At 67.9% G+C, this 12585-nt stretch carries 16 protein-coding genes; 6 read left to right on the top strand and 10 right to left on the bottom strand.

Annotation, left to right across the window (positions count from 1 at the left end):
• Positions 1-122: 122 nt before the first annotated feature.
• Positions 123-1073 (bottom strand): N-acetyl-gamma-glutamyl-phosphate reductase, encoded by a 951-nt coding sequence (argC, locus tag HCU64_RS13765; protein ID WP_233384557.1) that lies wholly within the window; start codon positions 1071-1073, stop codon positions 123-125.
• A gap of 194 nt (positions 1074-1267) precedes the next feature.
• On the opposite strand from argC, the gene HCU64_RS13770 reads away from it, so the two are divergent.
• On the top strand, positions 1268-1777 hold the full coding sequence (locus HCU64_RS13770) for a hypothetical protein (protein WP_233384558.1): 510 nt from the start codon (positions 1268-1270) through the stop codon (positions 1775-1777).
• 65 nt (positions 1778-1842) lie between these two features.
• A complete protein-coding gene (locus tag HCU64_RS13775) occupies positions 1843-2406 on the top strand; it encodes a GDSL-type esterase/lipase family protein (protein WP_233384559.1) in 564 nt (187 codons plus the stop codon).
• Positions 2407-2535: 129 nt separating this feature from the next.
• Here the strand turns inward: HCU64_RS13775 and HCU64_RS13780 are convergent, their stop codons facing one another.
• Positions 2536-2787 carry a hypothetical protein gene (locus HCU64_RS13780; protein WP_233384560.1) on the bottom strand — a complete coding sequence of 84 codons (252 nt, stop codon included), beginning with the start codon at positions 2785-2787 and terminating at the stop codon, positions 2536-2538.
• A gap of 156 nt (positions 2788-2943) precedes the next feature.
• Here HCU64_RS13780 and HCU64_RS13785 point away from each other — a divergent pair, with 156 nt between their 5' ends.
• The gene (locus HCU64_RS13785; protein WP_233384761.1) at positions 2944-3150 is read left to right on the top strand and encodes a hypothetical protein; all 207 of its coding nucleotides are present in this window, start codon (positions 2944-2946) and stop codon (positions 3148-3150) included.
• Positions 3150-3434 (top strand): hypothetical protein, encoded by a 285-nt coding sequence (locus HCU64_RS13790; protein ID WP_442785960.1) that lies wholly within the window; start codon positions 3150-3152, stop codon positions 3432-3434. The genes HCU64_RS13785 and HCU64_RS13790 overlap by 1 nt, the downstream gene beginning before the upstream one ends.
• A gap of 13 nt (positions 3435-3447) precedes the next feature.
• Here HCU64_RS13790 and HCU64_RS13795 read toward each other — a convergent pair whose 3' ends face one another.
• From HCU64_RS13795 to HCU64_RS13810, 4 genes are all read right to left on the bottom strand, one after another.
• Positions 3448-4437 (bottom strand): P1 family peptidase, encoded by a 990-nt coding sequence (locus HCU64_RS13795; protein WP_233384561.1) that lies wholly within the window; start codon positions 4435-4437, stop codon positions 3448-3450.
• A gap of 5 nt (positions 4438-4442) precedes the next feature.
• Positions 4443-5330: an EamA family transporter RarD gene (gene rarD, locus HCU64_RS13800; RefSeq protein ID WP_233384562.1), complete on the bottom strand. Its 888-nt coding sequence runs from the start codon at positions 5328-5330 to the stop codon at positions 4443-4445.
• 114 nt (positions 5331-5444) lie between these two features.
• Positions 5445-5741, bottom strand: coding sequence for a hypothetical protein (locus HCU64_RS13805; protein WP_233384563.1), 297 nt, complete (start codon positions 5739-5741; stop codon positions 5445-5447).
• Positions 5742-5938: 197 nt separating this feature from the next.
• Positions 5939-6865, bottom strand: coding sequence for a catalase family peroxidase (locus tag HCU64_RS13810; RefSeq protein WP_233384763.1), 927 nt, complete (start codon positions 6863-6865; stop codon positions 5939-5941).
• 235 nt (positions 6866-7100) lie between these two features.
• On the opposite strand from HCU64_RS13810, the gene metC reads away from it, so the two are divergent.
• Positions 7101-8288, top strand: coding sequence for a cystathionine beta-lyase (gene metC / locus HCU64_RS13815; protein ID WP_233384564.1), 1188 nt, complete (start codon positions 7101-7103; stop codon positions 8286-8288).
• A gap of 3 nt (positions 8289-8291) precedes the next feature.
• Here metC and HCU64_RS13820 read toward each other — a convergent pair whose 3' ends face one another.
• The 4 genes from HCU64_RS13820 to HCU64_RS13835 form a co-directional block, all read right to left on the bottom strand.
• The gene (locus HCU64_RS13820) at positions 8292-8888 is read right to left on the bottom strand and encodes a pyridoxamine 5'-phosphate oxidase family protein (RefSeq protein ID WP_233384565.1); all 597 of its coding nucleotides are present in this window, start codon (positions 8886-8888) and stop codon (positions 8292-8294) included.
• A 166-nt stretch (positions 8889-9054) separates the two neighbouring features.
• The gene (locus HCU64_RS13825) at positions 9055-9414 is read right to left on the bottom strand and encodes a lipid-A-disaccharide synthase N-terminal domain-containing protein (RefSeq protein ID WP_233384566.1); all 360 of its coding nucleotides are present in this window, start codon (positions 9412-9414) and stop codon (positions 9055-9057) included.
• Positions 9415-9418: 4 nt separating this feature from the next.
• Positions 9419-10192: a glycosyltransferase gene (locus tag HCU64_RS13830; protein ID WP_233384567.1), complete on the bottom strand. Its 774-nt coding sequence runs from the start codon at positions 10190-10192 to the stop codon at positions 9419-9421.
• Positions 10189-11979: an ArnT family glycosyltransferase gene (locus tag HCU64_RS13835; protein ID WP_233384568.1), complete on the bottom strand. Its 1791-nt coding sequence runs from the start codon at positions 11977-11979 to the stop codon at positions 10189-10191. The genes HCU64_RS13830 and HCU64_RS13835 overlap by 4 nt, the downstream gene beginning before the upstream one ends.
• Positions 11980-12274: 295 nt before the next feature.
• Here HCU64_RS13835 and HCU64_RS13840 point away from each other — a divergent pair, with 295 nt between their 5' ends.
• Positions 12275-12469, top strand: coding sequence for a hypothetical protein (locus tag HCU64_RS13840; protein WP_233384569.1), 195 nt, complete (start codon positions 12275-12277; stop codon positions 12467-12469).
• Positions 12470-12585: the final 116 nt, after the last annotated feature.

Below are 12585 nucleotides of genomic sequence, written 5' to 3' on the forward strand. Positions count from 1 at the left end.
ACCCGTCGTTCGGCCAGCGTTTCGACACGGCGCAGGCCTCGAAAACCCTGCACGGGATCGCGTCAGCTGGGAGGCGCCGAGGGTTTCTGGGCCGTCTCGGCGCAGTCTTTTCGGATGCCTGCTCAGTCGAGGCCGAGCATCAACCCGATATTCTGCACCGCCGCCCCCGAGGCACCCTTGCCGAGATTGTCGAGCCTCGCAACGAGCACGGCCTGACGATGCTCGTCCGAGCCGAATACCCGGAGCTCGAGCCGGTCGGTGTCGTTGAGTGCCTCGGCCTCGATGCGCTCGCGATGCGCGCCCTCGCCGGCACCGGTCACCACCTCGACGAGGCGTGCGCCCTCGTAATGCGCCACCAGCGCAGCTTCGAGATCGGTAGCCGCAGGTTTGCCGGGCAGCGTGTCGAGGTGGAGCGGGATGCTGACCAGCATGCCCTGCCGGAAGTTGCCGACGGAAGGCACGAAGATCGGCCGACGCGTCAGCCGCGAATAGGCCTGCGTCTCCGGCAGGTGCTTGTGACCGAAGCCGAGCCCGTAGAGCAGGAACGGTGCGCCCTCCCCGGACTCGTAGCTTTCGATCATCGTGCGCCCGCCGCCGCTATAGCCACTGACGGCGTTGATGCTGATCGGATGGTCGGCCGGGATCAGGCCCGCTTCGACGAGCGGCCGCAGCAGGCCGATGGCGCCGGTCGGATAACAGCCGGGATTAGCGACGCGACGCGACGCGCGGACGGCGTCCGCCTGACCGCGGTCGAGCTCCGGGAAGCCGTAAGTCCAGCCCGGAGCGACGCGATGCGCGGTGCTGGCATCGAGAATGCGCGGGCCACCCTCGGGAAGGCCGTCGGCCAGCGCCACCGTCTCGCGGGCGGCGTCATCGGGCAGGCAGAGCACGACGAGATCGACCTGGGCCAGCAGGTCGCGCTTGGCGCCCACATCCTTGCGGCTCTCGTGCGGGATGCTGACGAGCCGAACGCGACCCTCGCGTTCCAGACGCTCACGGATGCCGAGCCCGGTGGTGCCGGCTTCGCCGTCGATGAAGACCTTCGGCATCTCGGAAGCATTCGTGGCGGACATCGGGTCCTCTCGTTTCGCGGCGCGTAAACCTCGGGCGGAACTCGGCGAGCACGTGGAATTTCAGCCCAGCCGAGTCAATGGCGCGGGAGACATGACAGAGCCGTGACGTCCCGGTCCACAGCGCGGGCCGCGCGGCCTGGAACACCACCGGCGGCCTCCGGTTTGACCGGTCGACGATCCGCTCGGAGGCGCGCATGGCAGGAACCGCGAAGAAGACCGACCCAAAACTCTGGGAACGGGTCAAAGACGAGGCCACGAAATCGAGCAAAGGCGGCAAGCCCGGCCAGTGGTCGGCACGCAAGGCCCAGATGGCCACCGCCGCGTATAAAAAACAGGGCGGCGGCTATGCCGGCGGCAAGTCCGAGGACAACCACCTCAAGCAGTGGACCGAGGAGGAGTGGGATACGAAATCGGGCCGCGAGAGCGGCAAGACCGGCGAGCGCTATCTGCCGAAGAAGGCCCGTGAGACGTTGTCCGGCGACGAGTACGCCCGCTCGACCGCCAAGAAGCGCGCAGACAGGGCCAAGGGCAAGCAGCACTCGCGCCAGCCGAAGGACGTTGCCCGCAAGGCGGCCGCCGCGAGACGCCGGGCGCATTCCGGCGGCCCGACCAAGGCCGATTTGCTGAAGAAGGCCAGAGCGAAGGGCATCAAGGGACGCTCGACCATGAGCAAGGGCGAGCTGGAACGGGCGCTCGGCGCCTGATCCGGGTGTTCCGGTCAGGCGTCCGGCAGCGTAACAGGGCGTGCGACCACGAGCCGGAGAAACACGTGAATCGACTCGGCACGATGCTGCGGGCCTGCCTGTCCGCGCTGGCGCTCACGGGCGCCACCGCCCCGGCAGCGCAGGCCGCGGCGCTGACGGTAGTCGCGGTCGGGGCGAGCAACACCTCGGGCTGGGGCGTCGGCGAGGCAGCAGCCTACCCGGCCCGGCTCGAAGCCCTACTCCGCGAGCGCGGGCTCGACCTGCGCGTGATCAATGCCGGCCGGGCGTTCGACACGACCTCGGGCATGCTCAATCGGCTCGACACCGTGGTGCCGGAAGGAACGCGGCTCGTGGTGCTCCAACCCGGTGCCAACGACCTCCGCTTCTTCGGGACGCGCGAGCGGCGTGCGGCCAACATCCAGGCCATGGTGGCGCGGCTCAACGAGCGGGGCATCGCGTCGATCGTCTACGACCCGGTCTTTCCTCGTGAGAGCTATCAGTGGGACGGGATCCACATCACCCGCGAGGGCCATGCCCGGATCGCGGAGGATCTCGCTCCGCAGGTGATCGAGGCGCTTGCCCCTTCGGCAGAGGCTGGACCGAAGCGCGCAGGTTCGCGTCGCAAATGATCGGTATCTGAAACGCAGCGCTTCGATCGGCGGTCGATGATAGGCCGTCTTGCCATCGAGCCGCCCGGCTCCGCGAGCGTGCGGCGCCTCTCGCCGATTGGTGCAGCAGAGTCTTTCGGCGAACGGCTTTTACGCGGCCTCGCGCGCATCCTCGTTGGCACAGGCATCGACGCGCACCGCACCGTCGGCAGTCAACGAGCAGATGAACTCGGTTCCGTCGTCCAGAGCGAAGGAATGGAAGAAGTGCTTTTCCAGCTCTTCCAGACCTTCACCGGGTAGATCGGCGATCTCGTCGCGCGTGCGCTCTTCGAGTGACGGAAGATCACCATGGTCGGCAGCGGCGCTCCGCGCCGAGTGGGTGAAAACGACATCGAACGACATTGTTGCTTCCTTGCATCAACCAAGGCCTGAATGCGTGAAGACATCGCTGAGATGAGGCGATTTTGGGGCGGGCGTGTCGTGAAGGCCTCGGGAGCCTTTTGCTGCCGGCATCGGTTCACTTGCCGCGCCCTCCCTTTTGCGGGACCCCACACCATGATGAACACGATCCTCGTCGTCGCCCTCGTCTGCGCCAACTCGGTGGCGGCGCCGGACTGTACGCGCGATACGGCGCTGGACGTGGTCACCGGTCCGGCGCACTCTCTGCAGGAATGCCTGATCCAGGGGCCGACCATCGCGGCGGGCTCCGGACGCGCCGCCGACAAGGACACCTACGTGAAGACCCGTTGCGAGCAGCGCCACTGATGAGCGACGAGGTCAGCCCTGATCGGGCAGTGATGATCAAACTGCGCGCCCGCCTCGCCGTGGTCGAGCGCGCGGCCTGGTTCGGGTTCCAGCACGCCATGCGCACGCAGCCGACTGAGACCGAGGCCTTCATCGCCTCCGAGCGGGCGCGCTGCGCGGAGGGATTTGCCGGCCCGAATTGGGCGAAGGATCTCACCGCCGCCGAGCGTGCCCTGCTCGGTGCGGAGGTCGATTCAGGCCTCGCCCAGTTGCTAGCGGACGCCAGGGAAGAGCCGGGCAGCTAGCCGCCTCGAGCCATTACTGCCCGAACACTTCTCGCCAGGATGGCAGGTCGAGGCAGGGCAGGCGCCGCGCGCTGTACACGCCGATCGCCACGGCGCGCGCCAGGGTGTCCGCCGCCATCGCGCCGATCCGGGCGAGGTCGCCGACAGGATCGGCCAGCGGCACGCGGCCGGTCGAGACCGCAAAGACCACGTCGCCGTCGAGCGGCGTGTGGATCGGATGGATGGCCCGCGCCAAGCCGTCCTGCGCCGTCACCGCGAGCCGCTTCGCCTGGGCCTTGGTCAGCGCCGCATCGGTGGCGATCACCGCGAGCGTCGTGTTGGTGCCGGGCAGCGCCTCGCGTGGCCATGTGAAGGCATCCGCCGGCATGGGCGAGGGAAAGCCCAGGTCGCCGAACTCCGCATCGCGCTCGAACGGCGCCGCCCAGAAATGCGGGCCCTGCCCCACCGTGACCCGGCCGAAGGCGTTGACCGCCGCGAGGGCTCCGACGCGGAACGGCCGGTCCGGCACCAGCGCGGAGGCCGTGCCGATGCCGCCCTTGAGGTTGGCCGTGCGCGCGCCGAGCCCGGCGCCGACCGTTCCGACCGCAACGTCCTGCGAGGCTGCGACGGCGGCCGCATAGCCGAGGTCGCGATAGGGCGGGAAGCGGCCCCAGCGCTTGTCGCCGCCATTGACGAGATCGAACAGGATCGCGCCGGGCACGATCGGCACGCGCACGTCGCCGATGGGAAAGCCCCTGCCCGTCTCGGCGAGGCGTGCGACGATGCCCGCAGCCGTATCGAGCCCGAAGGTCGAGCCGCCCGACAGGCTCAGGCCGTCGATCGCGACGACGGTCGCGGCCGGGTCGAGCAGGTCCGTCTCGCGCGTGCCGGGACCGCCGCCGCGGACATCCACCGCCGCGACGGCGGGCTGATCGAAAAGAATCGCGGTGACGCCGCTGCCGAGCCGCTCGTCGCCGGCATGGCCGACCGTGATCCCGGCTATATCGGTGAGGCTGTTGCGCATGGCGGCTAGGCTCGGCTCGTCTCCGGCAGCGACCCTCGCATGGCGGCGCGCGCCCGACGAGCCGCCAGCACGGAATCGCCGGCATAGAGCACCAGGGCGCCCCAGATCAGCGCGAACAGCACGATGCGGTCGGGCGTCGGGGTCTCGCCGTAGAGCAGGATGCCGAGCAGCATGATGCAGGTCGGGGCGATGTATTGCATCAGCCCGAGGGTCGCGAGGCTGAGGCGTTGGGCGGCGGCCGCGAACCAGATCAGCGGCAAGGCCGTGGTCACGCCCGTGAGCAGCAACAGGCCGAATTGCCGCCCATCGGCAGGCACAGCGTCGGGAGCGAGCAGAGCGTAGGACAACGCAATCGGCAGCAGCAGCAGGGTCTCGGTGTAGAAGCCGATCATCGCGTCCACCGCAACGAGTTTGCGCAGGAGCCCGTAGAGCCCGAAGCTCAACGCGAGTCCGAGCGAGAGCAGCGGCAGCCGCCCGGCCATGGCGAGCGCAATGGCGACGCCGATCAGCGCGATCCCGACCGCCAGCATCTGCGCCGGCCGCAACCGCTCACCGAGCACCAGCGCGCCGAGGGCGACGTTGACCAGCGGGTTGATGAAGTAGCCGAGACTCGCATCGAGCATGTGGCCGGAGCCGACGGCCGTGAGATAGAGTAGCCAGTTGACGGCGATGGCCATCGCCGAGCCGATCAGCAGCGCGTGTCGTGGGCGCAGCGGAAACGGATTCGCCAGCCGCTTACGCAGGATCACGAGCAGAACCGTAACGAAGACCGCCGACCAGACGATGCGGTGGGCCAGGATCGCCTGAGGCGACACGCCGTCGAGCAGCCGGAAATGCACCGGCACCACGAGACCCCAGCTCAGATAGGCCAACAGCGCGTAGATCAGGCCCACCGGGAATGCCTTTCGCGACGCATCCACTTCGGATGGCTCGCGCGTCTTCTACCCGTTCGCGCACCCGGCGGCAGAGGCCCGGCGCAGGTCAGCCATCGCTTGGGGGAAGGGCCGTCAGCGTCGGCGGGACGATGCGGGAGCCGGCGCCGGAAGCACCTCGCCGCGCATCAAGGCGTTCAGGCGCTCGGTGTCGAAGCCGCTCATGGCGCGCACGGGCTTCGTCTCCGGAGCCTCGGCGCTCTGGACGATCGTGCCGGTTGTGGCCGGCTCCGGAACCGGCGCCTGAGCGATCGTCAGCGCCGGCGGAGCCTGGAAGCGCGTATGCGACAGCCGGTCGGCTGCCACGAAGCCGATGACGAGGGTCGAGGCACCGGTGATGCCGGCGAGGACCAGAGGACGCAGGATACCCAACGCACACACTCGACGATGGCCGGCCGGACAGGCCGCTGAACCGTGGTGGCAGGATCGTCGGACGGCCTCGAGCCGCCCGTCGTCCTGCAACCGATGCCGAAGATAGGAGCACCCCGTTAACGAAACCGGCGATCGGCCGTCGAACCCGATGTCGGGTCCGGCGGCATGGTTAGCGCTTCGTCACCGGCCGCTCGGTCTCACTGAGAGCGGCGGCCGAACGAGACCGCATAGGCCTGGACGCGGGCATCGATCAGCGGATCGTCCGAGACCTCGACGCCGTCGACGAGGGCGCTCGGCATGAACAACAGTTGCTTCTCCGCCTCGGCGCTGTCGGCCACCGCCTTGGTGAGGGTCAGGGTGCCCATGGTCACGCTCTTGCGGTCCTCCGGCCAGGGCTTGGTGGCGTCATTGGTGGGATCGCCGGCTTCGGCGAGCTGTGCCTCGACGCGGTAGCTCACCGGCCCCTTGGCGAGGCGGGCGCGGATCTCGTCCATCAGGACGTTCGGGGCCTGCTTGGCCGCCTCGGCAGCCGGCATCAGTTCCTCGCCGTCGACCGGCACGATGCGCCAGCGGAAGGCCTGTTTCTTTCCGGAAGCGTCGACGAACACGAAAGCATTGACGCCGTTGTAGGTCTGGCGCGCGAGGCTCGTCGGGGTCTTGGCCGTCCCGCCGGCTTCGGCGGCGGCCGGATGGCTCGCGACGAAGGCCTCGAGCGGGGTGGGCTTCGGCGCGTCGGGACCGCTCTTCGAAGCGGCGATTAGCAGGTCGCGAAACTCCTCACCGGTGGCGACGGGGAAGAACTTCAACGCGTTCGTGACGACGTCCATGTCGCCGTCCGGAAGCTTGAATCGCATGGCGAGGCCGTGCGGGTTGCCATCGGACGAGGCGTCGGGAATCGTCGGCACGCCGGTGCCGTCCGAGAAGCGCGCGGTCACCGGCACCTCGGATCCCTTGAACAGCGAGGCCTTGCTCAGCGAGGAGGCCTCCTTGCTCGGCGTGAAATGACCCTCGACGACAGCGCCCTTGGCATGGTTGGCGCGAAAGCCCGGATGGCTGCCCCAGAGCTTGTTCATCACGTCGATGGTCTGCTCGGCAGTCGAGGCTTCTTCAGCGCGTGCGGGCATCGCTGCCGCAGCGGTGAGGGCGATGACCAGCAGGGCCTTACGCGCGAGGAGGGTGTACTGCACGAAATCGTCTCCCGGTATTGGCCGACGGACTCGGCCAAGCTCTAATTCGTCGAGTTAAAGCACAAGGTTACATCGGCTGTGAGACGCGGCATGCGTGTGGCCTGGGTTGACGCGGCCGCGGCCGGCGGGCTGAAAGGTCATTCCCCCCAAAAGCCCAGCTCCGCCAAGGCAGATGTCGAAAACACCCCCGCGCGATCTCGGCCGCTTTCGGGCCGATACCCGTCTCGTCCATGCCGGCCGCGATCCGTCCGCGCAGCACGGATTCGTCAACACGCCGATCTATCGCGGCTCGACCGTGCTCTTCACGAGCTACGACGACATCAAGAACCGGCGCGGGCGCTACCAGTACGGCACATCGGGCACGCCGACGATGGATGCGCTCTCGGACGCCTGGAGTGAGATCGCCGGGGCAGCGGGTACCGTCCTGACGCCCTCGGGTCTGTCCGCGCTCACCGTCGCCCTGATGGCGGTGGTGAGTGCCGGCGATCACCTGCTCGTCACCGATTCCGCCTATCGCCCGACCCGCATCTTTTGCGACGGCGTGCTCAAGCGTTACGGCGTCGAAGTCGAGTACTACGACCCGCTGGTCGGCGCCGGCATTGCCGCGCTCCTGCGCGACAATACAAAGGCAGTGCTCGTCGAGGCGCCGGGTTCGCAGACCTTCGAGATGCAGGATGTGCCGGCCATTGCCGAGGCCGTCCATGCCCGCGGTGGCGCGGTGATCATGGACAATACCTGGGCGACCCCCCTGCTCTTCCCGCCGCACGAGCGCGGCGTCGACATCGCGGTGGAGGCCGGCACCAAATATCTCTCGGGGGGCTCGGACCTGCTGATCGGCCTCGTCTCGGCGACCGAGCGCTGGTACCCGGCGGTGAAGCGCACCTACGAGCATTTCGCGCCCTGCGCGGGTCCCGAGGACATTTTCCTGGGCCTCAGGGGCCTGCGGACCATGGGTCTGCGCCTGCGCGAGCACGGGGAGCGAGGCATCGCCATGGCGGAGTGGCTCCAAGGCCGCCCCGAGGTCGGGAAGGTGCTCCACCCTGCCCTGCCGAGCGATCCCGGCCACGCCATCTGGCGGCGTGACTTCAAGGGTGCCTCGGGCCTTTTCGGCGTCATTCTGAAATCGGTCTCGGACACGGCGCTCGGCGCCATGCTCGACGGGCTCGAGCTGTTCGGGATGGGCTTTTCCTGGGGCGGCTTCGAGAGCCTCGTCATCCCCTTCGATCCGACGGTCTACCGCACGGCCACCCGCTGGCAGGCGGAGGGACCGGCGCTCCGCTTCCATATCGGCCTCGAGGATCTCGACGATCTCAAGGCGGATCTCGATGCCGGCTTCGCGCGAATGGCGCAGGCCGGCTGAGCCTTACGGCGCTAGCCAGGTCTCGACCCAACCCGCATTGCTGCGCAGCCAGAGGGCGCGGCGATGGCCGCGCGTATCGAGATAGAGGAACTCGAGCCGCTCGGCCCGGATGACCACCGCGCAGAAATGCTCCCGGCCGGTGAGGATGGCGTCGTCCGCATCGGGCAGCGTGTAGTCGCCCCCATTCGCCAGGGCAGTGCCGGGACCCGGAGCGATGCCGTAACAGACGCGGCTCATCGGCTGGGATTGGGTCCAGACGGTCTCGGCGAACCAATCGTCAGTATGGAGCTTGGCGGTCCCGTCGACTCGGACCTGGATCCTGGCAGCCGAGTCGTAGACGTGGAGCGCGGCCGTTCCTGCAACCGCGATCTCCGAGGCTTTCTCGGAGCGCCGATCGCAATGGAAGCGCAGTGTACCGGCCCCGCGATCGGCCTCGCGCAGCACAACGGCGCGGACCTGGGGACGCCCGTGCGGGTCGACCGTCGCGAGCGCCGGGGTGTGAAACGCGCTATGCCGATCGGACACGCCTTCCTCCAGGAGCCGCCATAGCTCGGCATGGCACGCCGCGAGGTCGTCGTAGAAGGGGGGAAAGTCCGACATATGGCCGCCTGATCGGGCCCTTGCTGTCCCATCATGAATTAACTCATGATGAATGCGGCAATTTGCGGACGGTATGTCTTGCCGATACCTTGGATTTTCGTCGTTCAGTCAGAAATGATTATGGGCATGACAAGCTAGCTTTACGCTAGACTTCGTGTCGAGATACTCAGTGCGTCTCTGTCGCGGCCGGATCTGTCGCAGGCACCGCGGGTTTACGCCGCTCGCGGAAGATCATCGACAGGTTGCGCAGGTAGATGCCCGTCGAGAGCCCCTGTCCGATGATGATCACCGGCTCGCGGCGCACGAAGCCGTAGACCAGGGTCATCAGGCCGCCGATGATCGAGAGAAACCAGAACGACAGCGGCATCACGCTGCGTCCAGCACGTTCGCTGGCGATCCACTGCAAGATGAAGCGCGAGCCGAAAACGAGCTGCGCGCCGATGCCGAAGACCAGCCAGAAGTCGAACCGCGTGACGAAGACATCGTAGAAATAGGCTGGCAGGTCGTGGGCGAGCTGGATCAGCATGGCGTCAGCGAACCTCGCTCGGGCTCCCGGCCGAAATCTCGCGCGATGCCGGGATCGTCTTGGCGCGGCGGATCAGCCACCAGACGCCGGCGAGATCCATCAGCCCGACCCAGAGGCGGTTGAACAGGCCGTATTTCGAGCTGCCGGCGAGACGCGGCCGGTCGATCACGTCGCGATGGGTCACTCTGTAGCCCTCGCGCGCCACGAGGGCCGGCAGGAAGCGGTGCAGGCCATCGAAATGGGGCAGCACGAGATAGAGGTCGCGCCGAAACACCTTGAAGCCGCAGCCGGTGTCGCGCGTCGCATCCTTGAGGATGCGACCGCGCACGCCGTTGGCGATGCGTGACTGCCAGCTCTTGAAGCGACCATCCTTGCGCCCGATGCGCTGGCCAGCGCAGAGGCCCGTCGTCTCGCCGCCGTCGGAAACGGCCGCGTACATCACGGGGATGAAGGCCGGATCGTTCTGGCAGTCGCCGTCGAGCACCGCGATGATGGGCGCGCGGGCATAGCGCACTCCGGTCCGCATACCGGCTGCCTTGCCGGCGCAGCGGTCGTGCTGGATCACCCGGAGCCAGGGCCGGTGCGCCCGCGCGGCCTGCAACTCCGAGAAGGTGGCGTCGGTCGAGCCATCGTCGACATAGACCACCTCGAAGGGCACGAGATCCGCGCAGGCGGTCTCGATCTCGGCGAGCAGCGGCGCGATGTTGCCGGCCTCGTCCTTCACCGGGATGACGACGCTGAGACGGGGCTCTGCGGAGGGCGACGTCGCGTCGGTCACGGCGCAGCGCTTTCCTTCGGCGTGACCGGATCGAGTCCGCTCGCATAGGCGGTGACTTCGGTACGTCGGCCCGTATTGATGTTGAAGCCCGACACCGTCGCGACTTCGCTCGGATGCAGGTTTGCTGCAGCGATGGCTCCAGCGAACTCCTTCGCATAACGGCTCTCGACGAAGATCAGCCGGCAGCCGCCTTGGTTGAGGAAGGCGGTGACCGCCTCGCCGCTCTCGACCATCTCGAGATCGGTGCCGATGGTGAAGACGAAGCTCGGCTCACGATAGCCGAAGGTCGCCACCTGCGGCGCCTTGCAGGGCAACGCGTCGCGGATCGCCCCAAGGCGCGGTGAGACCTTCAGGCTCGCAAGTACCGGCTGCACCAGCCCGAATACGCTCGCGGACAGCACCACGGAGGCTGCGATCCCAATCGCGAGCGCCGCCTCGATGGCCCTGCGCGAGAAGGCAGCCCAGGCGAGCCAGGCCAAAACGCAAGCGAGCAGCAGAAACGGAAGGGCAGTGAGCGGCAGCCTGTGATCGAAGGACCAGGCCACTGCAGAGAGGCCGACCGTCAGCCCGACCGGAATCAGCACCACGAGACCCGCGCTGGCCCGCGCGCCGCGCCTGTCTGGGTCGAACCCGCCGCGTACCAGGGCAAGAACAGTGAGGATGGCCACGGCCGGGTAGAGCGGCAGCACGTAATGCGGCAGCTTTGTCGCGACCGCCTCGAACACGATCCAAGACGGAACGATCCAGGCGAGCAGGAACACGATGTAATCGTCGCGGCGATTCACCCAGGCGAAGGGGATGGCCAGCGCCGAGAAAGCCGCCGCAGGCCAGAAGGTGGCGAAGAAGGCAATGGCGTAGAAGCCGGGCGGCCCCCAATGCCGTTCGGTGCCGGAGCCGACCTTCGCCAGCATGTCCTTGCCGACGGAGGCGGCAAAAAACTCGCCGCCGGTCTTCCAGGCGATGGCGATGAACCACGGCGCCACGATCACCAACACCAGCAGCAGGCCGGGTCCGAAGCGCAGCTCGGACAGCCAGCGGACCGAGCCCTCGCGGATGCAGAGCACGAGGATCGCGAGGCCCGCGAACATCGGCACCATCGGTCCCTTCACCAGGATGCCGAGCGCCAGTGCCAGCCAGAAGATCGATGTCGTGCCGAGGCCGGCGGGCGCGCGCTCGCGGGTCAACCGCACGCGCCCGAGCCAGACCCGCGCCAACGCGCCCATCGCCGCGACGGCGCAGGCGGCGAGCAACGCGTCAGTCTTGGCAAGGCGAGCTTCTGCCGCGAGGTCAATGCAGGCCGTGAACAGGCCTGCGGCGAGCAGCGCGCCCCTGCGTTCCAGGAAGGCGAGCGCGGCCCAATAGGCCAGCAGCCCGGCCGCGAGGGCACCAAGCAGCGAGGGGATCCGGTAGAAGACAATCCGGCTACGGGCTTCCGGCACCCCGAGCATCTCGGCCGCGCCGACGGCGGCCGCCTGTGCCCAGTAGATGCCGACCGGCTTCTTGTGACGCGCTTCCCCCTGGAAACGGATATCAACGAGATCGCCCGTTTCCAGCATCTGCTTGGAGGCCTGGGCGAAGCGCGGCTCGTCCCGGTCCATCGGCTGCAGCGAGGCGATGCCGGGCAGGAAACATGCAAGGCCCAGCACAACCAGCAGGATCGTGGCCCGCAGGTGGCTCGCCGCACCGAGATCCAGCACCCGTTCCGCGAGCCGGATGGTCTGTCCGACCAAGCCAGGGCGCGTCTCGCCAACCTGCGATGCCGCGGTAGCAGCGGGGAAGCTCGTCATGCCGTCCGAACGGTCGATGATGGGGAGTGGTGCAGGGTGCCGATCACGCAGGCATTCCGACCGGAGGGGCCTCAACAGCGGGTCCGCGCGCCGCCTTGCGGGGGCTCTTTATAGAGGCGACCCGTGTCGATGATCGGCCCTGCAATGTCAATTCCGGGAGGGCCGCCGCCCACCGCGCGGGGGATCGCACCCACCGCGCCGATGGACCTCCGAGGGATGCGTTTTCGATCGTCCGCAACCGAGATATGCGGCGGTGCGGTAGCCGTGGCAGGGTGGGCGCCCTATATCCCTCGCCATGAGCAGCAATTCAGCGAACCCCTACACCCTCGAAATCGCAGCTTGCGAGCGCCCGGCCGGACACTTCACCTGGGCGATTCGCCGACACGGCAAACTCTTCCAGCGGGCAGATCGCCTGCAGACCACGGAAGAGGCCGCGGAGCGGAGCGGCCTCGCCGCCATCGAGAAGCTCCTGAACGGACACGAGCGCTAAGGTCCTTCTCGGGTCTCACTGAGATCCGGATGACCAAGCAGCCGGCCTAGAGCCAGAACCTACCCGATCCGACGATCACGAAGAGCCTGCGGTGCGAAACGCGCCGCGGGCTTTTT

It is taken from the genome of Methylobacterium sp. C25 (assembly GCF_021352225.1).
Lineage (GTDB): Bacteria > Pseudomonadota > Alphaproteobacteria > Rhizobiales > Beijerinckiaceae > Methylobacterium.